Genomic DNA, 23,692 nt, shown 5'->3' on the forward strand with positions numbered 1-23,692 from the left:
CCCCTGTTATTCCAAACAGCTATTTGTTAGCACGTATCAATATTTTCTCCCGCTTCAGGGTTACGCCAGGATAGTTATGCATATATGGCCCACGGAAGTGCGGCTCGCCACATACCGATCAAGGAACGCCCATGGAGCAACGCCGCGTTTATGGCAAAAACCACTGGTATCATGAAACCCAGTCAACAATCTGCCCGGTGGATGTGCTGCCGCTCGTCCCTGAAGCCGCCCATGTCGAAGATCGCTTTTTACTCGATCTGACGTTACCGGAAGAGTGGCTGCGCGCGCATGCGGGCTGGCTGGCCCCAGCGCGATGTCTGGCCGATGCGCTCTTCCCTGCCTCCGTCGTCGTCAATCGCCTACAAACCGTTAGCGCTTATGACCGTCTGAGCACGGCGCTGACCGTTGCTCAGGTGTATGGCGTGCAGCGGCTGTGTAATCACTATGCCGCCCGACTGGCGCCGCTGCCGGGACCGGACTCTTCACGTGAGAGCAACCGCCGGCTGGCGCAAATGACCCAATATGCCCGCCAGCTGGCCGGTTCGCCTTCGGTCATTAACACCCTTTCCCGCAGCCAGCTGGATGAGGTCGGATTAACCAGCCGCGATATGATTCTCATTAATCAAATTGTGGGCTTTGTCGGTTTCCAGGCGCGCGCAATTGCCGCGTTTCACGCCAGCCTCGGCTTTCCGGTGCGCTGGATGCCCGGCATGCCGCAGCAGGAAGATGCGCCGGCAGACGATTTTACGATCGGTCAGTTGACCTGGACACCTGATATCAACGATACCGATCTCCGCTATGCCAATGACGAGCGCCAGGCGCTGCTGGCCGACTGGCTACCGCATCCAGGTCTGTCTGAGCTGGCGCCGCTGCTTGCAGCCCACGAAACCATACTCAAAGCCCAGCACCAATTACTCACCCAGTTGAGCGTGAATCAGCCTTTTGCTTCGCTGGTGGCGCTGATGACCGCGCGCATTAACGGTAGCGCCAGCTGTTTTAACGCCTGGGCTGAAACCGGGTCAGTTTCCCCGCTGCTTACTGAGACGTTACGCAACGATGAGCGCGCGCCAGAAGCCTGGGAACAAAGCCATCCCACCGAGCGCATCATCCTGCAGGCGGTACAGCTTTTAACCCGGGCGCCCGACCGTTTCAGCGCGGCGCAATTAACGCCCCTCGCTGAACATGGGCTTTCCCATGCGCAGATTATCGATATTCTGGCGTGGAGCGGCGTGTGTGGCTGGATGAATCGTCTGAAAATCGCCCTCGGGATGGTTCGTCAACAGACGTAAAATGCCAAACATCGCTTGCTGCAACAGGCATTATCGCGTAAAAATGTCAGCCGCTCTTTTAGCCACGAAAATACCTAATTATGTTTCAGGACAACCCGCTGCTAGCGCAGCTTAAACAGCAACTGCATTCCCAGACTCCTCGTGTTGAAGGGGTCGTTAAGGGGACGGAAAAAGGTTTTGGCTTCCTCGAAGTTGATGCGCAGAAAAGCTACTTTATTCCGCCGCCGCAAATGAAAAAAGTGATGCATGGCGACCGCATCAGCGCCGTGATCCACACTGAAAAAGAACGTGAAAGCGCCGAGCCGGAAGAGTTGATTGAACCTTTCCTGACCCGTTTCGTCGGTAAAGTGCATAAGAAAGATGACCGACTGTCGATCGTTCCCGATCATCCGCTGCTGAAAGACGCCATACCCTGCCGCGCCGATCGTAGCGTGAGCCATGATTTTAAAGAGGGTGACTGGGCCGTTGCTGAAATGCGCCGTCATCCGCTGAAAGGCGACCGCGGCTTTTATGCCGAATTAACCCAGTTTATTACCTTCAGCGACGATCATTTCGTTCCGTGGTGGGTTACCCTGGCTCGCCACAATCTGGAAAAAGAAGCCCCGGACGGCGTTGCGACCGAGATGCTGGATGAGGGTCTGGAACGTCGTGACTTAACGGCGCTGGACTTCGTTACCATCGACAGCGCCAGTACCGAAGATATGGACGATGCGCTGTATGTCGAAGCCGCCGCCGACGGCACGCTGCATTTGACCGTAGCGATTGCCGATCCGACCGCCTGGATTGCCGAAGGTAGCAAACTGGACAAAGCGGCAAAAATTCGCGCCTTCACCAACTATCTGCCGGGCTTTAACATCCCGATGTTGCCGCGCGAGCTGTCTGACGACCTGTGCTCTCTGCGCGCCAACGAAGTGCGTCCGGTCCTCGCCTGCCGCATGATCCTGACGGCTGACGGCACGATTGAAGACGATATCGAATTCTTCGCCGCGACCATTGAGTCAAAAGCCAGACTGGCCTACGACAACGTCTCTGACTGGCTGGAAAACACCGGCAGCTGGCAGCCTGAGAGCGAGTCTATCGCTCAGCAGATCAAACTGCTGCAGGATGTCTGTCTGCGCCGCAGCGAATGGCGTAAAACCCATGCGCTGGTGTTCAAGGACCGTCCGGACTACCGTTTCGTGCTGGGTGAGAAAGGCGAGGTGCTGGATATCGTTGCCGAACCGCGCCGCATCGCCAACCGCATCGTCGAAGAGTCAATGATTGCGGCAAACATCTGCGCGGCCCGCGTTCTGCGCGACAAGCTGGGCTTTGGTGTCTATAACGTGCATACCGGCTTTGATCCGGCCAACACCGAACAACTGGCCACGTTGCTGAAGACCCACGATGTCCACGTTGATCCGGTTGAAGTGCTGACGCTCGACGGTTTCTGCAAACTGCGTCGCGAGCTTGATGCCCAGCCGTCGGGTTTCCTCGACAGCCGCATTCGTCGCTTCCAGTCCTACGCGGAAATCAGCACCGAACCGGGTCCGCACTTCGGCCTTGGCCTTGAAGCCTATGCCACCTGGACCTCACCGATTCGTAAATATGGCGACATGATTAACCATCGTCTGCTGAAAGCGATCATCAAAGGTGAAACGGCAACGCGTCCGCAAGATGAGATTGCCGTACAGATGGCCGAGCGCCGTCGCCTGAACCGCATGGCCGAACGCGATGTTGGTGACTGGCTGTACGCCCGTTATCTGAGCCCGCAGGCAGGTACCGATACGCGCTATGCCGCGGAAATTATCGATATCAGCCGGGGCGGAATGCGCGTTCGCCTGGTGGATAACGGCGCCGTAGCCTTTATCCCGGCGCCGTTCCTGCACGCCGTTCGTGATGAGCTGGTCTGTAGCCAGGAAAACGGTACCGTGCAGATCAAAGGCGAGACCGTCTACAAAGTTACCGACGTCATCGACGTCAAGATTGCCGAAGTCCGGATGGAAACCCGCAGCGTCATCGCGCGTCCGTTCGCCTGATAGCCGTCTTCAGCGGCTCCCGTTATCGGGGGCCGCTTATTTTTCTCCCGCGTGGTCTGATATTGTCCCGTTTTTCCTCGTTTTCCTGACTATCTATCGCAGATGATTTACGTTGTGCGTTTTTTTCTCTTCTCTTTTTCATCTGTTTTTTGCATCATTGATTTCATTCGTTTTTGTAACCAGGATAATGCTATGTCTGATCTGAATGCCCGCCTGCTCGCCCAACGTATCGATACCGTGCTGGATATTCTGGTTGCCGGCGATTATCACTCTGCGATTCATAATCTGGAGATCCTCAAAGCGGAACTTCAGGCGCTTTCTGCCGATGAGCCGGAAGCGAAACCCGGCCAACCCAAAGCGCCCTGGGAAATCTGATCGCCCATATCGCCACAATCGATCAATGATGTCGATTGTCAGCCAAAATAGCCCCCTAACTGTGATGTTGCTATGAACGCCCGACAACAAAGTATTTTACAAATGGTCATCGATAAAGGCCGCATGAGCGTGGCCGATCTCGCGAAAATGACCGGTGTCTCTGAAGTGACGATTCGTCAGGATTTGAATTTACTGGAAAAGCAGAGCTATCTGCGCCGGACGCATGGTTTCGCCGTACCGCTGGATAGCGAAGATGTCGAAACCCGTATGATGACCCATTTCTCGATCAAACGTGAACTGGCTACGCGCGCCGCTGAGCTGGTCAACGCCGGTGAGACGGTATTTATCGAAAACGGCAGCTGCAACGCCCTCCTCGCCCGTACGCTTGCCGAGCGCGGCGACATTACCATCATCACCGTCAGCAGCTATATTGCGCATCTGCTTAAAGAGACGCCTGGGGAGGTCATTCTGCTCGGCGGAATCTACCAGAAGCGCAGCGAAAGTATGGTCGGCCCGCTCACGCGGCAGTTTATTCAGCAGGTCCACTTCAGCAAAGCATTTATTGGCATCGATGGCTGGCAGCCGGAAACCGGGTTTACCGGCAGGGATATGATGCGCGCGGATGTGGTCAATGCGGTCCTTGAAAAGGGCTGTGAGGCGATTGTCCTGAGCGACAGTTCGAAGTTCAGCGTCGTGCACCCTTATCCGCTCGGTCCGGTGGCGCGTTTTAGCCGCATTATTACCGACAGCAGTCTGCACGATGATGCCCGCCAACAGCTGACAGAAAGCGGGCTCACCGTCGATATTGTCAGTTTTTCCTGAATTCATCCCGACTTTCTTTTTCACCCGGCGTTTTTTCTACCCCGCCGCCCACTCACGTGGGCGCAGGCCGCATGAAGCCCTGTCTGAGAGTTTTCCGAGCCCGCAATTAAGAGTTTTTACCTGCCGGTAAAATTAAAAAAAGTAGAATTAATGTTAGCGATATAACAGGAAGTGACTATCACCCGCGTGATTAAAGTAACACCTGCGCAACTTAAGTTTCATGGAATAGCCCTTAAAATCTGGCATCACGCTATGCTTTAAGGAAGTTGTATCCATGAATAGATTATTCAGGAGAAAATTATGATGACTTCAATGAGCAAAAAAATGGCTGCAGCTGTTCTGGCCGTTACCGTAGTAATGTCTCTGAGCGCATGTTCCAACTGGTCCAAACGCGATCGTAATACCGCAATCGGTGCCGGCGCAGGCGCACTCGGCGGCGCAGTATTAACCGATGGCAGCACCCTGGGCACCCTGGGTGGCGCAGCGGTTGGTGGGATTATCGGTCACCAGGTTGGTAAATAAGGCCTGAACCGGATCAACGATAAAAATAATCCGCATCGGTAGACTTACAGACTTACGCACCGGCTAAAAATCAAGGCCACGGTATTTACCGTGGCCTTGTTGTTCATTAACCGCCGGCCAGCTTAACTTTCATGCCTTTGGCTTCCAGCAGTGATTTAAGCAAATCACGCTTATCGCCCTGAATTTCAATTACGCCATCTTTCACCGACCCGCCGCAGCCGCACTTCTTTTTCAGCTCAGCGGCCAGTTTTGCCAGCGCATCATCATCCAGGTCGATACCGACGATCAGGCATACGCCCTTCCCCTTACGGCCGCTGGTCTGACGCTGAATGCGCACCACGCCATCGCCTTTAGGGCGCTCAACCACCGCCCTGGGTTCGTCAATACGGCCGCTTTCCGTCGAATACACCAGGCGACTATTGGAATCGGTCATTATGCCCCCTTAGTCAGTGACGCATTGATACTGCGTAAGGTCGCCGCCGGATCCGCAGACTGAGTCACCGGACGACCAATCACCATATAGTCTACGCCGGCTGCCTGCGCCTGTTCCGGCGTCATGATGCGGCGCTGGTCTCCGGCATCGCTGCCCTGCGGGCGAATTCCGGGCGTCACCAGCTTAAAGGCCTGCCCCAGCTCCTGCTTGAAGCGCGCCGCTTCCTGCGCAGAACAGACCACGCCGTCCAGCCCGCAGCGCTGCGTTAACGCCGCCAGTTTTGCCGCATGATCGGCGGGAGAAAGCGTGATACCAAGATCCTGGAGATCGCTGGCTTCCATGCTGGTCAGGACGGTCACGGCAATCAACAGCGGCGCATCCTGGCCAAACGGGAGCAGAGCTTCGCGGGCTGCGGTCATCATTCGCGCACCGCCAGAGGCATGAACATTGACCATCCAGACGCCCAGCTCTGCCGCAGCGGCTACCGCGCGCGCAGTGGTGTTCGGGATATCATGAAATTTCAGGTCGAGGAAGACCTCAAAACCACGCTGATGCAAGTCGCGAACAAACTGTGGCCCCAGCAGCGTAAACATCTCCTTGCCCACCTTCAGGCGGCAGTCGCGTGGATCAATGCGGTCAACAAAGGCCAGCGCTTTGTCGCGGTTATCATAATCGAGCGCAACAACAACGGGAGAGGATGTGACAACGCGAGGCGAAGATGAAGCAGTAGACGTCATGACCAGACCTTAATTGTTGATGGGCGCCGTTTTGGCGCAAAAAAGGTAAACGGGCAGCATTCTACCTGCGATGAAGGGAAATTGACAGGCTGCTTTTTGCCGCCTGCCGGGCGATGGCAGCGCTGGCGTTACAGGGAGCAAGCGTTAAAAACTGATAAGTATGTTGTAACTAAAGTGCGGTTTTTTAAAAAACTATTGTCCGTCGAGACCGCGAATCGGTTTAATCGTTGACCACGAACGGCAGGACGGGCAGTGCCAGTACAGGGTATGAGCGGTGAAGCCGCACTTTTGACAGCGGTAGCGCGGTTTACTGCGGACCTGCTCCCCCACCATATTGCGCAGCACGCCAAGGCTCTCCTTCGCGCGCCCCTCTTCGGCTTCATTGAGGTGGTAGTCCATCAGCTTATGGAAGACCCGCATCGTCGGATGTCGCTCCAGCTGACGAGTAACATAGCTCTGCGCAGCCTCCACGCCTTCGCGCTGTTCGAGAATTTGCGCCAGCATCAGCTCCGCGGTTGCCCCGGTGTTTTCATCAACGCAGCGACGCAGGAAGAGCTCCCATTCATCAGGTTTACCCAGCTGCTGATAGCAGGTCTGCAGCATGTCGAGCGTTTCGCCCACCAGCTCTTTATCCTGATTGATGACCCGCTCCAGGCTCTCTACCGCTTTTGCGTAATCGCCCTTCTCCATCCATACCCGGCCCATCATAATCGACACGCGGGCGCTGTTGCGGTCAGCCGCGGCCCCTTTTTTCAGCAGCGACATCGCTTTATCCATATCGCTGTTCGCCATCTGCTGCAGCGCGAGCTCGCACCAGAAGTTGGCAATATCACCCCGGTGTTTTTCTTTACCCAGCTTCACTAACCGCTCGGCAACATCAATAGCCGACTGCCAGTCGCTGGTGGCCTGATAGATTTGCAGCAGCTGCTGCAGCGCGCTGAGGCGAAAATCGGTCTCATCCACCAGTTGCTTGAACATATCTTCCGCGCGGTCGTAAAGACCGGCGGCCATGTAGTCGCGCCCCAGTTGCTGAACGGCCAGCAACCGCTGATCGTAGGTCAGCGAGGCGCTTTCCATCAGGCTCTGGTGAATACGGATAGCCCGGTCAACCTCACCGCGGGAGCGGAACAGGTTACCCAGCGTCAGGTGGGCCTCAACGGTACCGGTATCCTCTTTCAGCATGTCGAGGAACAGATCCACCGCTTTATCCTGCTGGTTGCTCAGCAGGAAGTTTACCCCGGTCACGTAGTCACGCGACAGGCGGTTAGCGTCGTCCTGTTTGGACTGTTGTGCACTTCTGCGCCCCATATACCATCCGTAAGCAGCGGCAACGGGCAAAAGCAGAAACAACAACTCCAGCATAAATGATTATTCCTTCACCGCAGGAACACCTGCGTCGGCCGGCGCGGCGTTGGTGGGCGCAATCTGATGTTCAAGACGCTTGATTTTACGTTCAGCGCGAACCAGAGAAACGCGAACCCGCAGCCAGAAAAGGCCGCAAATCAGCCAGCCAATAGCAAACCCTGCGGCAAAGAGTACTGCCAGCAACGTCGAAATACGGAATTCACCCTGCGCGAGCAAATAGTTGAACGTGACCAGTTGATCATTCTGTGCACCTAACGTCACGGAGATGACGAAGATGGCTAATACCAGTAAGAAAATCAGTAAATATTTCACACTACTTCCCGTTTTGTGGGTTGAGCGAAAAAATCCCGCGTTCAGCCCTATAAAGTATCATTTTCGCTGCAGCGGTGAAATGGAAAAGCATGACACCCTGTCAGGATATGCGTCCGTCTGGCGCGAAAATCAACGTTATCCCTGATTTATCGTCCGTGTCTTAATCTCCTGCGCCTCTTCTCCCGGCGGCGTAAGCGGACCGCACAGCCGCTGGGTAAGCCAGGTGGCCAGCGTCACCAGCAGCCCGGAGATAAGCGTGGCGACCAGCAAATCTTGCGGCCAGTGCATGCCAAGCGCCAGGCGGCTGCCCATTACGGCCGTCGCCCACGTCAGCAGCGCGGCGATGGTCACCCAGCGTCGCCGCGGCCACAGCAGTCCGACCCCCAACAATGCCCAGCTGGCTGCAAACATCGTATGCCCGGACGGAAAAGCAAAACCGGTCTCTTTCTGCCAGTGCTTGCGCAGGAATCGAGGAATATCCTGCTCTTGCGCCAGCTGCTCATGCACCAGTTTAGCGCGTTCTTTGCGTTTTAACGCGTAGAATTGATCGACCGGCACCTGACGGGTCTTTTCCAGCCAAACCACAAAAGGACGCGGCTCCTGAACCTGCTCTTTGATCCAGGATTTTATGCCCTGCCCCAGCAGAATCGCCGCCCCCAGAATCACAAACAGCATCACCGCGGCGCGCAGACGAAAACGCAGACACCACAGAAACCAGCCGCATAAAACCGTATGGGTGATGATACCCCACGGCTGGGTCACGCTTTCGGTCACCCAGTAGAGCAGTTTTAACCACGCCTGCGGAAGGTCTGGCTGCCACTTCCAGCCGGATACCCACACCATGCCGGGCATAATCATAAGCAATGCCGCACCGATGGCGGTTCGTCTGGCGATCGACAGCATCTTATCTCCTTATCTCTTCTTCCGACTATCATAACGGAAAGTGGTGCGTTTGTGCGCTTTACGCGCAGGCAGCCGTGCGTAATTAGGAGAACGTCGCGCCACTGTGGCAAAATAGCGCCAAACAGAAAGCACATTCAGGTGCTGACAGAATCTGGAGAATCACATGCAGCTTAAACGTGTGGCAGAAGCCAAACTGCCAACCCCCTGGGGCGATTTCCTGATGGTGGGATTTGAAGAACTGGCAACCGGGCAGGATCATGTCGCGCTGGTCTTCGGCGATATTTCGGGCCAGTCCCCCGTCCTTGCTCGCGTACATTCTGAGTGCTTAACGGGCGACGCCCTTTTTAGTCTGCGTTGTGATTGCGGTTTTCAGCTCGAAGCGGCGCTGTCGCATATTGCCGAAGAGGGGCGCGGTATCCTGCTGTACCATCGTCAGGAGGGCCGCAACATTGGCCTGCTGAATAAAATTCGCGCCTATGCGTTGCAGGATCAGGGCTATGACACCGTGGAAGCCAACCATCAGCTGGGCTTCGCGGCAGACGAGCGCGACTTTACGCTGTGCGCAGATATGTTCAAACTGCTCCACGTCGACCAGGTGCGTCTGCTGACCAACAACCCGAAGAAAGTGGAAATTCTCAGCGAAGCCGGGATTAATATCGTTGAACGCGTGCCGCTGATTGTCGGGCGCAACCCGAAAAACGCCCACTATCTGGACACCAAGGCCGCCAAAATGGGGCATCTGTTGAATAAATAAATCGGCAGAAAATGAAGGGCCAGCGCTTGCTGGCCCTTTTTTTTACAGCATGTTGCGGATCACATAATGCAGAATACCGTCATTCTGATAGTAGGTCAGTTCGGTGGCGGTATCGATGCGGCAACGGCAGTGGATCACCTCTTGTGTACCGTCCGTCCGCGTCAGGGTCACCGGAACCGTCGCACCAGGCTGCAAGGCCTGCAGATTGCTGATATCTATCCGCTCCTCGCCGTTCAGCCCCAGCGTTTTACGCGTGACGCCCTGCGGGAACTCCAGCGGCAGGATCCCCATCCCGATCAGGTTGGAGCGGTGAATACGCTCGAATGATTCGGCGATCACCACCCGCACGCCCAGCAAGCGCGGGCCTTTCGCCGCCCAGTCGCGGCTGGATCCTGAGCCGTACTCTTTCCCGGCCACCACCGCCAGCGGGATCCCCTCATTTTTATAGCGCATTGCCGCGTCATAAATCGCCATCGGCTCGCTGCCCGGCAGATGTCGGGTCATCCCCCCTTCCACGCCCGGCACCATTTCGTTGCGAATACGGATGTTGGCAAAGGTGCCGCGCATCATCACCTCATGGTTGCCGCGGCGGGAACCGTAGGAGTTAAAGTCAGCGCGCGCGACGCCGTGTTCCTGCAAATAGCGTCCGGCCGGGCTGTCCTGCTTGATACTCCCGGCAGGAGAAATGTGGTCCGTGGTGACCGAATCGCCGAGCATCGCCAGAATACGCGCGCCGTGAATATCTTCCACCGGCTCAGGCTGAACCCCCATCTCGTCAAAGAATGGCGACAGGCGAATATAGGTCGAATCCTCCTGCCAGTCGTAAGTATCCGAGCGATCGACGTGAATGGCTTTCCATTCTGGCGTTCCTTCAAACACCTCCGCGTACTCTTTGTGGAACATGTCGGTCGTGACCTGCTCAACCGCCTGGGCGATCTCAAGGCCGCTCGGCCAGATATCCTTCAGATAGACCGGCTGACCATTTTTGCCGGTGCCAAGCGGATCGCGGGTCAGATTGACGTTCATATTCCCGGCCAGGGCGTAGGCCACCACCAGCGGCGGTGATGCCAGCCAGTTGGTTTTCACCAGCGGATGAATACGCCCTTCGAAGTTACGGTTACCGGACAGCACCGCGCCGACGGTTAAATCCCCTTTTTTGATCGCCTCTTCGATCGGTTCCGGCAGCGGGCCGGAGTTACCGATACACGTGGTACACCCGTACCCGACCAGGTTGAAACCCAGCGCATCGAGATACGGCGTCAGCCCGGCGTGGGCCAGATAATCGGACACCACTTTAGATCCTGGCGCCAGAGAGGCTTTAACCCACGGTTGCGGCTTCAGACCCAGCTCAACGGCTTTTTTGGCCAGCAGGCCGGCGGCCATTAGCACGCTGGGGTTGGAGGTGTTGGTGCAGGAAGTGATGGCGGCAATCGCCACCGCGCCGTCGGGCAGCGAATATTGCTGTCCGTTCAGCGTATAGTCGACCGGCTGGCGCTGTTTTTGCGTCAGGTTAACCTCCAGCTCGCTGCTGGCGGCGAAGGCTTTCGGCACGTCGCCAAGCGCCACGCGGTCCTGCGGCCGTTTTGGCCCGGCGAGACTCGCTTCGACAGTTCCCATATCCAATGCCAGGGTACTGGTGAAGACCGGCTCATCGCCCGTCTGACGCCACATTCCCTGCGCTTTGGCATAGGCTTCCACCAGCGCCACCTGTTCATCGCTGCGCCCGCTCAGACGCATGTAGCTGAGGGTTACCGCATCAATCGGGAAGAAGCCGCAGGTGGCACCGTACTCAGGCGACATATTGGCGATGGTCGCGCGGTCGGCCAGCGGGAGCGAATCCAGGCCATCGCCGTAAAACTCAACAAACTTACCCACGACGCCGTGCTGACGCAGCATCTGGGTGACAGTGAGCACGAGATCGGTGGCGGTAATGCCTTCACGGAGCTTACCGCTCAGTTTAAAGCCCACCACATCCGGGATCAGCATCGAGACCGGCTGACCCAGCATTGCGGCTTCCGCTTCAATACCGCCGACGCCCCAGCCCAGCACACCCAGGCCGTTGATCATCGTGGTATGTGAATCGGTACCGACCAGCGTGTCGGGCCAGGCAACCCATTCGCCGTTTTGCTCTTCGCTCCAGACCGCTTTGCCAAGGTATTCGAGGTTAACCTGGTGGCAAATGCCGGTACCCGGCGGCACGACGCTGAAGCGGCTGAACGCCTGCTGTCCCCAGCGCAGGAAAACATAACGCTCGTGGTTGCGTTCCATCTCAAGACGGACGTTTTCTTCAAACGCATCGTCATTGCCGAAGCGATCGACGGTGACCGAGTGGTCGATAACCAGGTCCACCGGCGACAGCGGGTTGACCTTCGCCGTATCGCCTCCCAGGCGTTTGACCGCCTCACGCATTGCCGCAAGATCCACCACCGCGGGTACGCCGGTAAAATCCTGCATCAGCACGCGCGCCGGACGATAGGCAATTTCCCGGTCAGCATGAGCGTGTTCAAGCCAGCCTGCAAGCGCATGAATATCTTCGGCGGTGACCGAGTCACCGTCCTGCCAGCGCAGCAGATTCTCCAGCAGAACTTTAAGCGATTTGGGCAAACGGGTCAGATCGCCCAGTTCTTTAGCGGCCAGCGGCAAGCTGTAGTAATGGTAGGTTTTATCTTTGACCTGTAGCGTATCCTTACTGGCTGCTCGTAGGGTTGACGACATAGCTCCTCCTTTATCACAGGGATGGCATGCCCTGATCCTCCTCAGGGTTAATATTAAAGATAACACATACCAGGCATAACACTTTGATAACAACCCAAATTGCTAAAATCGGTAAAATCACCAGGGACAGAAAAGCTGAATAACAACAGGGGAGAATGTTGAAAGAGATTGATGGATCGGATAGAGAGCGGATGAAATTTATACGAGAGAGCAAAAGAAAAAGAACTAATCGCCGGTGGATTGACGATTAGTTCAACAGAATGGATTATTGATGAAAAAAAACCGTGGCGAAATAACTCCTCCTTGTTGCCGTTAGTATATTAAAGTGAATAATTCGTTGCGATTTCTCCGTCATAAAAATGACATATATTCATATTCAGAAAATGCAGACTCAGCTGATGATCCAAACGTTACAGACGACGAGCGCGATGATACTCCAGAACATCGCCAGCCCAAGAATGACGGCACTCCAGGCCCTACTCCTTAACACAGGATCAATCTCCGTTTTGTCACTTTCCTGTGACATCGCAAACTTCATATAATCGATATCACTAATCATTTTATCACCACCAATCGCTAAAATTATCAGGTACGATTAAATCTTAATTATGGCTGTTCGATTAATCCAGTTAATTCTCTTAGAAATGGATATCTTTGACCATTATTTTGATCGCGATAGGTATATTTGAAATTGTGGTACGAGGAGTTAACGAAAATTGTGATTTATACGAGGTTTAGCGCTTCGATTATCGGCCATAATAGGTTTTGGCATCCCCGCAAGGATGCCATTATTATTTATAAGTCTACTTTTCTGGCAGTTTAATATCTTTGAACATCGCCTCGATATCTTCATTCGAGCGCAGAGCCACCGCGGTATCCACCACATCTCGCGTCAAATGCGGCGCAAAACGCTGAATAAAATCATACATATAGCTGCGAAGGAAGGTGCTGCGGCGGAAACCTATCTTCGTGGTGCTGTGGCTGAAAATACCGTTAGCATCAAGCTTCACCAGGTCGGGATCGGAGACCGGATCCACCGCCATGCTGGCAATCACCCCGACGCCAAGGCCAAGACGGACGTAGGTTTTGATAACGTCAGCATCGGTGGCGGTGAAGACGATACGCGGCGTCAGCCCGGCGCGGTTAAAGGCGGTATCCAGCTCGGAGCGGCCGGTAAACCCAAAGGTATAGGTGACCAGCGGGTACTGGGCCAGCTCTTCAATCGTCACCGAACCCCGGGAGGCCAGCGGATGTTCAGGCGTCACGACAATCGAACGGTTCCAGTGATAGCACGGCAGCATGACCAGATCATCATAGAGATGCAGCGCTTCGGTGGCGATCGCGAAATCAGCATTCCCCTTTGACACCGCTTCCGCAATTTGCGTCGGCGATCCCTGATGCATATGCAAAGAGACGCGCGGATAGCGCTCAATAAAGCCTTTTATCACCCCGGGTAACGCATAGCGGGCCTGAGTATGGGTGGTGGCCACATACAGCGAGCCTTTGTCGGGCCAGGTATGTTCGCCGGCGACCGACTTAATCGCATCGACCTTCGACAGGACTTCGCGGGCGATGCGGATGATCTCCTGACCTGCCGGCGTCACCTGAGTTAAATGTTTGCCGCTACGGGCGAAAATCTGAATACCGAGCTCATCTTCCAGCATGCGTACCTGCTTGCTGATACCGGGCTGTGAGGTATACAGGCCTTCGGCAGTCGAGGAGACATTCAGATTATGGTTAACAACCTCAACGATGTAGCGGAGCTGCTGTAGTTTCATGGCTGATATCCGTTAACGCGTAAAATGAATTCGTTCATACACTTTACGTTCAGGCCGCCTGCCGGCAAGCTGCACGTTTGCCGTCCCTGCGACTCGCCGTTATGGCGCCACAAAGCATCCTGAACACGATGATGTATAAGACGATTTAATAATAAAAAAGAGATTAGCTATAACCACTATATCATTTATATCTACAGTGTATAGATACTAACGAAAAATAATAAGCTGGTTATAAGGCCGCCGTCCGGCGTCAGAGGATGGCGAATAAGGCAGGAAAATCAGTGAGAAAAAGGGCCGCATCGCGGCCCTTCACGGAGAGAACTACGCTTACTTCTTCGCTTCAGTCCATTTACCGTCGATATAGAAGGCGGACCAACCGGTCGCTTTGCCCTCTTTCTCTGACGCTACGTACTGCTGCTTAGTTTTACGGCTAAAACGCACCAGCGTTTTGTTACCGTCGGGATCCTGCTGCGGCGCGTCGGCCAGATAACGCAGTTTCTCCGGCAGACGATCGCGGAAGCGATACAGCTCTTCCACCAACGGCGCACGCGTTTCACGCGATTTCGGGAAGGTATTTGCCGCAAGGAAAACACCTGCCGCACCATCACGCAGAACAAACCAGGCGTCCGACTTCTCACACGGCAGCTCCGGTAACGGAACCGGATCTTCCTTCGGCGGAGCGACTTCGCCGTTACGCAGAATTTTGCGCGTATTCTTACATTCGTCGTTGGTGCAGGCCATGTACTTACCAAAACGCCCCATTTTCAGGTGCATTTCAGAACCACATTTTTCACACTCAACCACCGGGCCGTCATAACCCTTGATGCGGAACTCGCCCTCTTCGATCTCATAGCCATCGCAGGTTGGGTTGTTACCACATACGTGCAGCTTGCGCTTAGGATCGATAAGGTAGCTGTCCATCGCCGTACCGCACTTCTGGCAACGACGCTTGGCACGCAGCGCGTTGGTTTCGGCATCGTCGCCTTCCAGCACGTTGAGCACTTCGTTTTCCGGCACCAGGTTAATGGTGGTCTTGCAACGTTCTTTCGGCGGCAGCGCATAGCCTGAACAGCCCAGGAACACCCCGGTGCTGGCCGTGCGAATCCCCATCTGACGACCGCAGGTCGGACAGTCGATGCTGGTCAGCACCATCGGGTTCGGCTGCATGCCCCCCTCTTCCGGATCCTTCTCCGCCGTTTCCAGCTGAGTCGTGAAGTCACCGAAGAAGTGGTCCAGTACCTGACGCCACTCGGCCTGGTGATTCGCCACCTGATCGAGGCGGTCTTCCATTTGCGCGGTAAAATCGTAGTTCATCAGATCGCGGAAGTTCTCTTCCAGACGATCGGTGACAATCTCACCCATTTTCTCGGCGTAGAAGCGGCGGTTTTCCACCCGCACGTAGCCGCGATCCTGAATGGTCGAAATGATCGACGCATAGGTAGACGGCCGGCCGATACCGCGTTTTTCCAGCTCTTTGACCAGCGAGGCTTCGCTAAAGCGCGCAGGCGGTTTGGTAAAGTGCTGTGCCGGGGTCAGTTCGACCAGGCTCAGGCTCTCGCCCTGGTTGACGACCGGTAAGGTCCGATCTTCATCGCCTTTACGCAGCGCCGGCATCACTTTGGTCCAGCCGTCAAAACGCAGGGTACGACCGCGCGCTTTGAGTTTAAAGTCGCCGGCTTTCACGGTCAGCGTGGTGGAATCGTACTGCGCCGGCGTCATCTGACAGGCAACAAACTGGCGCCAGATCAGCTGATACAGTTTCAGCGCGTCGGCTTCCATCCCTTTAAGGTCTTCGGCCATCACGTTCACGTCAGAAGGACGAATCGCTTCGTGCGCTTCCTGTGAGTTTTCTTTGCTGGCGTACTGGTTGGCGTTCTCTGGCAGATATTTTTTGCCGAAGTTATCGCCGATATAGCCGCGAACCATACTCAGCGCATCCTGGCTCAGGTTCGTTGAATCGGTACGCATATAGGTGATGTAGCCGGCCTCATAGAGGCGTTGCGCCATCATCATGGTTTTCTTCACCCCGAAGCCCAGGCGGGTGCTGGCTGCCTGCTGCAAGGTCGAGGTAATAAACGGCGCGCCAGGCTTGCTGCTGGTCGGTTTGTCTTCACGCTCCAGCACGCTGTAGCTGGCTTTCTCCAGCAGCGCAACGGCAGCCATGGTTTCATCGCGGTTAACCGGACGGAACGGCTTGTCGTGCTGATGCGTCACCTGCAGCGGCAGAGCATCGCCACCCGGCGTGGTGGTGCTGGCGTCGATTTCCCAGAACTCTTCCGGCACGAACGCTTTAATTTCGCGTTCACGCTCCACGACCAGGCGTACAGCAACCGACTGGACGCGACCTGCGGACAGACCGCGGGCAATTTTTTTCCACAGCAGCGGGGAAACCATATAGCCCACGACGCGGTCCATAAAGCGACGCGCCTGCTGGGCGTTAACGCGATCGATATTCAGCTCGCCCGGCTTCTCAAAAGCCTGACGAATCGCATTTTTGGTGATTTCGTTGAACACCACGCGGCTATAGCGTTTTTCATCTCCACCGATCACTTCCCGCAGGTGCCATGCAATGGCTTCCCCTTCGCGGTCAAGGTCGGTTGCGAGATAGATGTGGTCGGCTTTTTCCGCCAACTGCTTGAGTTCTGAAACTACCTTTTCTTTACCCGGAAGTACTTCATACTGAGCATCCCAGTCATGCCATGGGTCTACACCCATACGATTGACCAGAGCGCTACGTTCATCCTTTTTAGGCTTTTTAGCCCCTTTGGTGGAGGTAGAGTCGGCGCTCTTTTTGGAAGCTGAGCCACTGGTCGGCAAATCGCGGATATGACCCACGCTGGATTTCACCACGTAGTCATTACCCAGATACTTATTGATCGTTTTGGCTTTTGCCGGGGACTCAACGATAACGAGAGCTTTACCCATATTCACCTTTACCTAATTTGATTCATCCAGGAATACATCGCACATTTTGATTCACCATCCACTGACGACGTACGTCAAATGTTGCGACGCCGTCGATGGATATCAACCCTCTGCACGTCCAGTTTCACATCCATAAAACCAGATAGCTGAGTTTACTGACTTTTGCTCGTCAGGTGACATAGCACGAAGAATTTTTGGCCGAATGTCAAGCAAATCTGTTGCCAGATCGCCGAAAGCGTCACACTGTACCTGATAAAATTCGTTACGCAACTTTATTAGCATGCAAAAGCAAATCCTGCCAGTAAAGTCCTGTTTCTTAGAGCTTTGCCATTAACCCTGTACTCTGAATGGAAAATTTGCCCCATCTCGCCGCGCGGCGTAAACTACCGGACGAAGAATTACAGGAGTCACTTATGCAAGGTACAACCCAACCTATCGATCGCCAGTCGCTGCTGGAAATAGCCAACAAACTCATTCGTGAACATGAAGATACGCTAGCCGGGATCGAAGCTACTGACGTCGCTCAGCGTAACGGCGTTCTGGTATTCAGCGGCGAGTTTTATCTTGATGAGCAAGGCCTGCCGACGGCGAAGAGCACGGCGGTATTCAATATGTTCAAATACCTCGCGCACGCGCTGTCAGAGAAATACCATCTGACCGATTAAGCCCTCTTATATTTAGCGGGCATAAAACGCCAACGCGAGGCAGTTGCCTCGCGTTGTTTTGTTCACCTGCGCTGATTACATCAGCGGCTTTTCCCCTCGCTGCCACCAGCGTAGCAGCAGACGGTCGGCGCTTTCGGCGGCGCTACCGGTAAAACGGTCGAGCATTTTTTTACGTTGCTGGTAACGAACGCCGATGACATCATGATTGTCGATCAGCCCCAGAAGCAGTTCGTCACTGGTTTCGACCAGGTCCACCAGCCCTTTCTCCAGCGCCTGAACGCCGTACCAGTGTTCACCGGTAGCAACGGCCTCAATATCCAGCGAAGGCCGCATTTTGTGGACAAAATCTTTGAACAACTGATGAGTCTCATTCAGGTCTTCACGGAACTTACGCCGACCTTCGTCAGTATTCTCACCCAGCATCGTTAAGGTCCGTTTGTACTGCCCGGCGGTATGCAGTTCAATATCGATATCTTTGTTCTTCAGGAAGCGATGCAGGTTAGGGATCTGCGCAACCACGCCGATAGAGCCCAGAATGGCGAACGGCGCAGCCACGATTTTGTTCGCCACACAGGCCATCATGTAACCACCGCTGGCCGCGACTTTATCCACTGCTACGGTTAAGGGTATTTGCTTATCGCGCAGACGCTGCAGCTGTGATGCGGCGAGGCCATAACCGTGGACCACTCCACCGGGGCTTTCCAGACGGAGGATCACCTGATCGCGCGGTTTCACCGCCGCCAGGACTGCGGTGATCTCTTCGCGCAGGCTGGCGACTTCGTGGGCGTCCATACTGCCTTTGAAATCCAGCACCCAGGCACGCGGCTTGCTGTTTGGCTCCGTCGACCCGAGCTTAGCCCGCGCCCTGGCCGCTTTCGCCTCCTGCTTGTGCTTTTTCTTTTGCGCTTTGTGCCACACTTTTTGCTGCGGACCATCAAGCAGCGCGACCGCCAGCTCTTCCCGCATCTCTTTGTATTGCTCGCTGAGATTGGTTACCCGCAGTTCCCCGCGCTGTTTCTTCCGCTGGGTCAGGTTAACGATGAGGGCGGTAATAACCGCAATGGCGACGACAACGGTCGCGATTTTGGCCAAAAACAGGCCATATTGAGCAAGTAATTCCACGTATTCACCTTGTGCAAACCACTGACGTTGAAGCACAGTGTACATCAGCCCGCGTGACGAAGTCTCTGCGCTTTGTGTGGTGCGCGAGGCCCCTTCCCGTTTTTTTCAGCGACGATGAAATCGTTGCAAGATGTTCATTCCGCAAAGAGTTTCCCTTTCGCTGATTGCAATGCCCGGCTGTTTCAGGCATAAAACGCAAAAGTATGAGACCGAATACAACGCGCGATCGTCAGCAGATTGCCTAAGGAGTCGCCGTGCACTATCAACCGCAGCATCATTTATTAAAAGATCGCATTATCCTGGTTACCGGCGCCAGCGACGGTATCGGCCGCGAAGCCGCATTGACCTATTCCCGCTACAGCGCAAGCGTTGTGCTGGTCGGACGTAACGAAGAGAAACTGCGCAGCGTGGCGCAGGAAATAGACCAGGCCGGCGGGCTTCCGGCACGTTGGTTCACGTTGGATCTGTTAACCTGCACGCCGCAGGAGTGCCAGCAGCTGGCACAGCAGATCGCCGTCCACTACCCGCGCCTCGATGGCGTACTGCACAATGCCGGTTTGCTGGGCGATGTCTGCCCGATGGATCAGCAAAAACCGGAAGTCTGGCAGCAGGTGATGCAGGTCAACGTCAACGGCACCTTTATGCTGACCCAGGCACTGCTTCCTTTATTACTCAAGTCGGAGTCGGGTTCACTGGTCTTCACCTCTTCCAGCGTCGGCCGCCAGGGACGCGCCAACTGGGGCGCCTATGCGGCCTCCAAGTTTGCCACAGAAGGGATGATGCAGGTGCTGGCCGAAGAGTACCAGAGCCGTCATCTGCGGGTTAACTGTATCAATCCCGGCGGAACGCGCACCAAAATGCGCGCCAACGCTTTCCCGACGGAAGATCCGCAAAAGCTCAAAACCCCCGCCGATATTATGCCGGTTTATTTATGGCTAATGGGCGATGACAGCCGTCGCAAGACGGGAATGACCTTCGATGCCCAGCCAGGGCGTAAACCAGGAATTGCACAATGAGTGATGAACGCTACCGTGAACGCCAGCAGCGGGTAAAAGACAAAGTTGATGCCCGCGTGGCGGCAGCGCAGGAAGAACGCGGCATTGTTATCGTGTTCACCGGTAACGGAAAAGGCAAAACGACGGCCGGTTTTGGTACCGTCACCCGCGCTATCGGGCATGGAAAAAAAGCGGGCGTCATCCAGTTTATCAAAGGCACCTGGCCCAACGGCGAGCGTAACCTGCTGGAACCGCACGGCGTCGAGTTTCAGGTGATGGCCACCGGGTTTACCTGGAATACCCAGGATCGTGAAAGCGATACGGCGGCCTGCCTTGCCGTCTGGGAACACGCGCAGCGGATGCTGGCCGACGAATCCCTGGATATGGTGCTGCTGGATGAGCTGACTTACATGGTGGCGTACGACTATTTGCCGCTTGAGACGGTACTCACCGCGCTGCGCAATCGCCCGGTACAGCAGACGGTGATTATCACCGGACGCGGCTGCCATCGGGAGATTATCGAGCTGGCCGATACCGTCAGCGAACTGCGGCCGGTTAAACACGCATTCGATGCCGGTATCAAAGCCCAGATGGGGATTGATTACTAAGCGTCAGCCGCTCCAGCAGCGCATGATTCAACGGCAGACACAGGCAATCCTCCCCCAACGCCAGCGCGCTTTCAATCATGTTCTGCCGCGAAACAAAGCGCTTACGGTATTCCGTAGGCGTCAGACCACAGTATTTATTGAAGGCGGCAATCAGGTACTTATGCTCCTGAAAGCCGCAGCTGTGGCTGATTTCGGTAATTGGCGTACGGGTATCGCGCAGCAGCGTTCTCGCCTTATTCAGCCGGACCAGGGTGAGATACTCTTTGAAATTATGCCGGCTGACCTTTTTGAACAGGCGCGAAAACCATGAATAGCTCATACCGCTATGGTTCGCCACCTCGCTCAGGGTCAGCGGCTGGTCGAAGTGCTGATTAATAAAATCGATCCCTTTCTTGATCATCGCCTCTTCGCGCAGTGAACTCTCCACCTGGGTGGCCGGTTCTCCGGCCTGTACCAGCGCATCGAGCAGCAGATAGGTCATCGCGATACGCTGGAACGGCGTGCGATTATCAATCAGTTGAGCGAGCAGGTCGCAAAGGCACTGCTGTACCTGTCGGTCTGCCGCGCTCTGGCGGCGCCCTCGAGTACACCAGGTCAGAACCGGCGCCGGGTGCAGCTCATCGAACAGACCGGGGGAAAACTGGACGGTCACCAGCGAACTCCCCGCCGCTTCCGCACGCAGCGAGTGCACCGCCTCGGCGTTGATGTAGAGCATGTCCCCCTCAACCATCTCCACGCTTTGCTGGCCGACGACAATAGAAAACCGCCCGCTCAGAACGGTGATAAGCTCTGGCGCCGGGTGCCAGTGAGGTTCGCAGTAGCGCACCTCGGCCGCAAAGACATTTAGCTTTTCAGCATCAAAGGCAATCAGCTCATACCCACTGTTCGCCGTATGGCGCCCGGTCTCTGTCGCCGAACGTGGATGTGTCACGGAAAATGGAAACACGCATCATCTCCTGTCGCGGGACGATTATTCCGTCCCTTTAAGCGCGGCATTCAGCTCATCGCGGTCAATATCAAGCGCTAAAAACTCCGTCAGCGCGATCAGCAGCCCGCAGAACAGGTCCGGTGCCAGTTGGATCAGTCGTTCGCGGATTTGCGCCGGCGGCCGCTGACTCTTACGGGCAATCAGCGCCACCACCCGCGCGAACGCCTCCGGCTGCTGGATTAACTGCTGCAACGAGTTATCATCACGTAGCGGGACATAGCGCGGCGGACAATCTACCTCGACTTCCGCACTCAGCGCCTGATCGCGAGAGGAGCTCCCCAGCCGAATCTGCCAGCGCCCCGGCGTCACCACCCAATCCGCCAGCCCTGGATGATAGCAGGCAAGCTCAGCGACCGGCAGCTGCAGCGTGACGCGGCGAGTTTCTCCGGCTGCGAGCGACACCTTACAGAACCCTTTCAGCGCCTGCTCTTCACGAATCAACTCCCCGACCGGCGCGCTGACGTACAGCTGCACGATCTCTTTGCCTTCGCACTCGCCGCAGTTGGTCAGATCGAAAGAGACGGTGAGGGTCTCATCAGTCCCGACGCGCGACGCCGAAAGCCGGATATCGCGATAGGCAAAGCGGGTGTAGCTCAGGCCGAAGCCGAACGGAAACCGAGGCGTCATGCGGCGTTTATCATAATAGCGATAGCCGACAAACAGCCCTTCGCCATAATGATGGCGCAGGTTTTCCCCGGGATAATGCAGCCAGGCGGGCGTCTCTTCAAGGCTGTCAGGTACTGTGACCGTGAGTTTGCCGCAGGGATTACGTTTACCGAACAGAATCTCGGCCACCGCCCGGCCCATCCCCTGCCCGGCGAAGAAGGTTTCCAACAGCGCTTTGCACTCAGAGATCCACGGCATCACCACCGCATCGCTGTTCGCCAGCACCACCACGATATTGGGCTGAACCGTTGCCACTTCCCGAATCAGCTGCTCATGTACCGCCAGAATGTTCAGATCCTGACGATCGCCGTTTTCACCGTCTTCGCCGACGGCGGTACTGACAAAGATAATCGCCACGTCCGCCGCCTGAGCTACCGCTCGCGCTTCTGCCAGCGCCTGCGGGTCGCTACGCAGGTCGTCCGGGGCGCCAATGGCCCAGGAGACGCTAAAATCATCCCCGGCGAGGTCAAAAATTTCATCGAGCGGGCGATCCAGCAGCCAGGGCACCGTGGTCGCGCAACCCGATCCCTGAATCACCGGTTCCTGCGCCGGTTTGCCGAGAACGGCAATCCGGCGGGTGCATTCCGCCCGCAGCGGCAGCAGGTTATCGTCATTCTTCAGCAGGACGATAGATTCTGCCGCCAGCTGCTGCGCCAGCGCATGATGCGCCGGGAAATCGGCCTGCGTCTGCGGGCGACGATGGCGCTGAACCTTATCCAACAGCGTCAACATCCGCAGACAGGCGCGATCGACAACCGCCATCGGCACTTCACCAGCGTGAATGGCCGCCAGCAGCGTCTGCTTGTCGCGGCGGGTTTCCGGCATTGCCAGATCGTTCCCCGCCAGCAGAGATGCCGGCCGGTCTTTAATGCCATACCAGTCGGACATCACCAGCCCATCGTAGCCCCACTCATCGCGTAATACCTGGGTGAGTAAAAAAGGATCCTGCGATGTCTGCACGCCATTAAGCCGGTTATAGGAGGACATCACCGTCCACGGGCGGGATTTGGCGATGGCCCGCTGAAAACCGGCCAGATAGATTTCGCGTAGCGCCCGTTCGTCGATGATCGAATCCATTTCGGTACGCCGGTATTCAGAATTATTCGCCGCAAAGTGTTTCAGACTGGCGCCAACCCCTTCCTGCTGCAGACCGTTGATTAACGCTGCGGCGATATCCCCGCTGACTACCGGGTCCTCGGCATAGTATTCGTAGCCTCGTCCGGCCAGCGGCGTACGGCGAATATTGATCCCCGGTCCCAGCAAAATCCCTACGCCCATTTGCTGACATTCGCGTCCCAGCGCCTGCCCCATCTGATACACCAGGTCTACGTCCCAGCAACAGGCCAGGCTGGATCCGTTAGGGAAACAGGTCGCCGGCAACGAAGGACTGAACAGCGCTTCGCTACCGCCCTTTGCCGCAGGCTCTTCCCCGTTGACCCGGTCAGCGGTCTGCGTAATCACCGAGATAAAGTCGTCCATACTCCATTTTTCGTCGCCGTCGATCTGCGCGCTGCTGTAGCGCACGCCGTAGGTGCCGTCGGTCATCACGATATCATCGATGCCATGCTGTGGCAGGGATGCCGTCCGCCACAGCCCGCTCCCGGTCAACAGCGCAACTTTCTCTTCTGCGGTCATCGCCGCGATAAGGGTATTCAATTCGGTATTCATCTCTGCTCCTGAGGTTAAANCGCATTCTGTTTACG

General features: G+C 55.9%; 21 protein-coding genes. 9 read left to right on the plus strand and 12 right to left on the minus strand.

Annotated elements, in window-relative coordinates; genetic code table 11:
• The first annotated feature begins 131 nt into the window (after positions 1 to 131).
• The 5 genes from GRPL_RS06745 to osmB all read left to right on the plus strand — a co-directional run bounded on the left by GRPL_RS06745 (position 132) and on the right by osmB (position 5,023).
• Entirely contained in the window at positions 132 to 1,289 is a 1,158-nt protein-coding gene (locus tag GRPL_RS06745; protein WP_032700164.1) for a carboxymuconolactone decarboxylase family protein, read from the plus strand.
• A gap of 80 nt (positions 1,290 to 1,369) precedes the next feature.
• Complete coding sequence (locus GRPL_RS06740) at positions 1,370 to 3,304, plus strand: exoribonuclease II (protein ID WP_032688101.1); 1,935 nt, start codon at positions 1,370 to 1,372, stop codon at positions 3,302 to 3,304.
• Positions 3,305 to 3,496: 192 nt separating this feature from the next.
• Entirely contained in the window at positions 3,497 to 3,679 is a 183-nt protein-coding gene (locus GRPL_RS0125865; RefSeq protein WP_004861074.1) for a YciZ family protein, read from the plus strand.
• Between the two features lie 72 nt (positions 3,680 to 3,751).
• A complete protein-coding gene (yciT, locus tag GRPL_RS06735; RefSeq protein WP_032688102.1) occupies positions 3,752 to 4,501 on the plus strand; it encodes a DNA-binding transcriptional regulator YciT in 750 nt (249 codons plus the stop codon).
• Positions 4,502 to 4,804: 303 nt separating this feature from the next.
• Positions 4,805 to 5,023, plus strand: a complete 219-nt coding sequence (osmB, locus tag GRPL_RS06730) for an osmotically-inducible lipoprotein OsmB (RefSeq protein ID WP_032688354.1) — start codon at positions 4,805 to 4,807, stop codon at positions 5,021 to 5,023.
• A gap of 106 nt (positions 5,024 to 5,129) precedes the next feature.
• Here the strand turns inward: osmB and yciH are convergent, their stop codons facing one another.
• From yciH to pgpB, 5 genes are all read right to left on the minus strand, one after another.
• Entirely contained in the window at positions 5,130 to 5,456 is a 327-nt protein-coding gene (gene yciH, locus GRPL_RS06725; protein WP_032688103.1) for a stress response translation initiation inhibitor YciH, read from the minus strand.
• The gene (pyrF, locus tag GRPL_RS06720; protein WP_032695883.1) at positions 5,456 to 6,193 is read right to left on the minus strand and encodes an orotidine-5'-phosphate decarboxylase; all 738 of its coding nucleotides are present in this window, start codon (positions 6,191 to 6,193) and stop codon (positions 5,456 to 5,458) included. Before pyrF ends, yciH begins: the two co-directional genes overlap by 1 nt.
• A gap of 192 nt (positions 6,194 to 6,385) precedes the next feature.
• On the minus strand, positions 6,386 to 7,555 hold the full coding sequence (lapB, locus tag GRPL_RS06715; RefSeq protein ID WP_032688106.1) for a lipopolysaccharide assembly protein LapB: 1,170 nt from the start codon (positions 7,553 to 7,555) through the stop codon (positions 6,386 to 6,388).
• A 6-nt stretch (positions 7,556 to 7,561) separates the two neighbouring features.
• Entirely contained in the window at positions 7,562 to 7,870 is a 309-nt protein-coding gene (locus tag GRPL_RS06710; protein ID WP_004861050.1) for a LapA family protein, read from the minus strand.
• A gap of 135 nt (positions 7,871 to 8,005) precedes the next feature.
• Positions 8,006 to 8,773 (minus strand): phosphatidylglycerophosphatase B, encoded by a 768-nt coding sequence (gene pgpB, locus GRPL_RS06705; protein ID WP_032688108.1) that lies wholly within the window; start codon positions 8,771 to 8,773, stop codon positions 8,006 to 8,008.
• A gap of 163 nt (positions 8,774 to 8,936) precedes the next feature.
• Between pgpB and ribA the strand changes: the two genes are divergently transcribed.
• Positions 8,937 to 9,527, plus strand: a complete 591-nt coding sequence (gene ribA, locus GRPL_RS06700) for a GTP cyclohydrolase II (protein WP_004861045.1) — start codon at positions 8,937 to 8,939, stop codon at positions 9,525 to 9,527.
• Positions 9,528 to 9,569: 42 nt separating this feature from the next.
• Here ribA and acnA read toward each other — a convergent pair whose 3' ends face one another.
• The 4 genes from acnA to topA all read right to left on the minus strand — a co-directional run bounded on the left by acnA (position 9,570) and on the right by topA (position 16,945).
• Positions 9,570 to 12,242, minus strand: a complete 2,673-nt coding sequence (gene acnA, locus GRPL_RS06695; protein WP_032700165.1) for an aconitate hydratase AcnA — start codon at positions 12,240 to 12,242, stop codon at positions 9,570 to 9,572.
• A gap of 391 nt (positions 12,243 to 12,633) precedes the next feature.
• The gene (locus GRPL_RS27085) at positions 12,634 to 12,801 is read right to left on the minus strand and encodes a YmiA family putative membrane protein (protein ID WP_071999999.1); all 168 of its coding nucleotides are present in this window, start codon (positions 12,799 to 12,801) and stop codon (positions 12,634 to 12,636) included.
• Between the two features lie 244 nt (positions 12,802 to 13,045).
• Positions 13,046 to 14,020: an HTH-type transcriptional regulator CysB gene (gene cysB / locus GRPL_RS06690; RefSeq protein ID WP_004861036.1), complete on the minus strand. Its 975-nt coding sequence runs from the start codon at positions 14,018 to 14,020 to the stop codon at positions 13,046 to 13,048.
• A 327-nt stretch (positions 14,021 to 14,347) separates the two neighbouring features.
• Positions 14,348 to 16,945, minus strand: coding sequence for a type I DNA topoisomerase (gene topA / locus GRPL_RS06685; protein WP_032688111.1), 2,598 nt, complete (start codon positions 16,943 to 16,945; stop codon positions 14,348 to 14,350).
• A 413-nt stretch (positions 16,946 to 17,358) separates the two neighbouring features.
• Between topA and GRPL_RS06680 the strand changes: the two genes are divergently transcribed.
• Complete coding sequence (locus GRPL_RS06680) at positions 17,359 to 17,610, plus strand: YciN family protein (RefSeq protein WP_004861030.1); 252 nt, start codon at positions 17,359 to 17,361, stop codon at positions 17,608 to 17,610.
• Between the two features lie 75 nt (positions 17,611 to 17,685).
• On the opposite strand, the gene sohB is transcribed toward GRPL_RS06680, so the two are convergent.
• Complete coding sequence (gene sohB / locus GRPL_RS06675; protein WP_032700166.1) at positions 17,686 to 18,732, minus strand: protease SohB; 1,047 nt, start codon at positions 18,730 to 18,732, stop codon at positions 17,686 to 17,688.
• A 254-nt stretch (positions 18,733 to 18,986) separates the two neighbouring features.
• On the opposite strand from sohB, the gene GRPL_RS06670 reads away from it, so the two are divergent.
• Both GRPL_RS06670 and cobO read left to right on the plus strand, forming a co-directional pair.
• Positions 18,987 to 19,748, plus strand: coding sequence for a YciK family oxidoreductase (locus GRPL_RS06670; RefSeq protein ID WP_032688112.1), 762 nt, complete (start codon positions 18,987 to 18,989; stop codon positions 19,746 to 19,748).
• Positions 19,745 to 20,335 (plus strand): cob(I)yrinic acid a,c-diamide adenosyltransferase, encoded by a 591-nt coding sequence (gene cobO / locus GRPL_RS06665; RefSeq protein WP_032688113.1) that lies wholly within the window; start codon positions 19,745 to 19,747, stop codon positions 20,333 to 20,335. Before GRPL_RS06670 ends, cobO begins: the two co-directional genes overlap by 4 nt.
• Here the strand turns inward: cobO and GRPL_RS06660 are convergent.
• Together GRPL_RS06660 and GRPL_RS06655 are read right to left on the minus strand one after the other, a co-directional pair.
• The gene (locus GRPL_RS06660; RefSeq protein ID WP_032700167.1) at positions 20,307 to 21,281 is read right to left on the minus strand and encodes a helix-turn-helix transcriptional regulator; all 975 of its coding nucleotides are present in this window, start codon (positions 21,279 to 21,281) and stop codon (positions 20,307 to 20,309) included. The genes cobO and GRPL_RS06660 overlap by 29 nt on opposite strands.
• A gap of 24 nt (positions 21,282 to 21,305) precedes the next feature.
• On the minus strand, positions 21,306 to 23,657 hold the full coding sequence (locus GRPL_RS06655; protein WP_032700168.1) for a beta-glucosidase: 2,352 nt from the start codon (positions 23,655 to 23,657) through the stop codon (positions 21,306 to 21,308).
• Between the last annotated feature and the right edge of the window lie 35 nt (positions 23,658 to 23,692).

Origin of the sequence: Klebsiella planticola ATCC 33531 (genome assembly GCF_000735435.1) — a bacterium.
Taxonomy (GTDB): domain Bacteria; phylum Pseudomonadota; class Gammaproteobacteria; order Enterobacterales; family Enterobacteriaceae; genus Klebsiella; species Klebsiella planticola.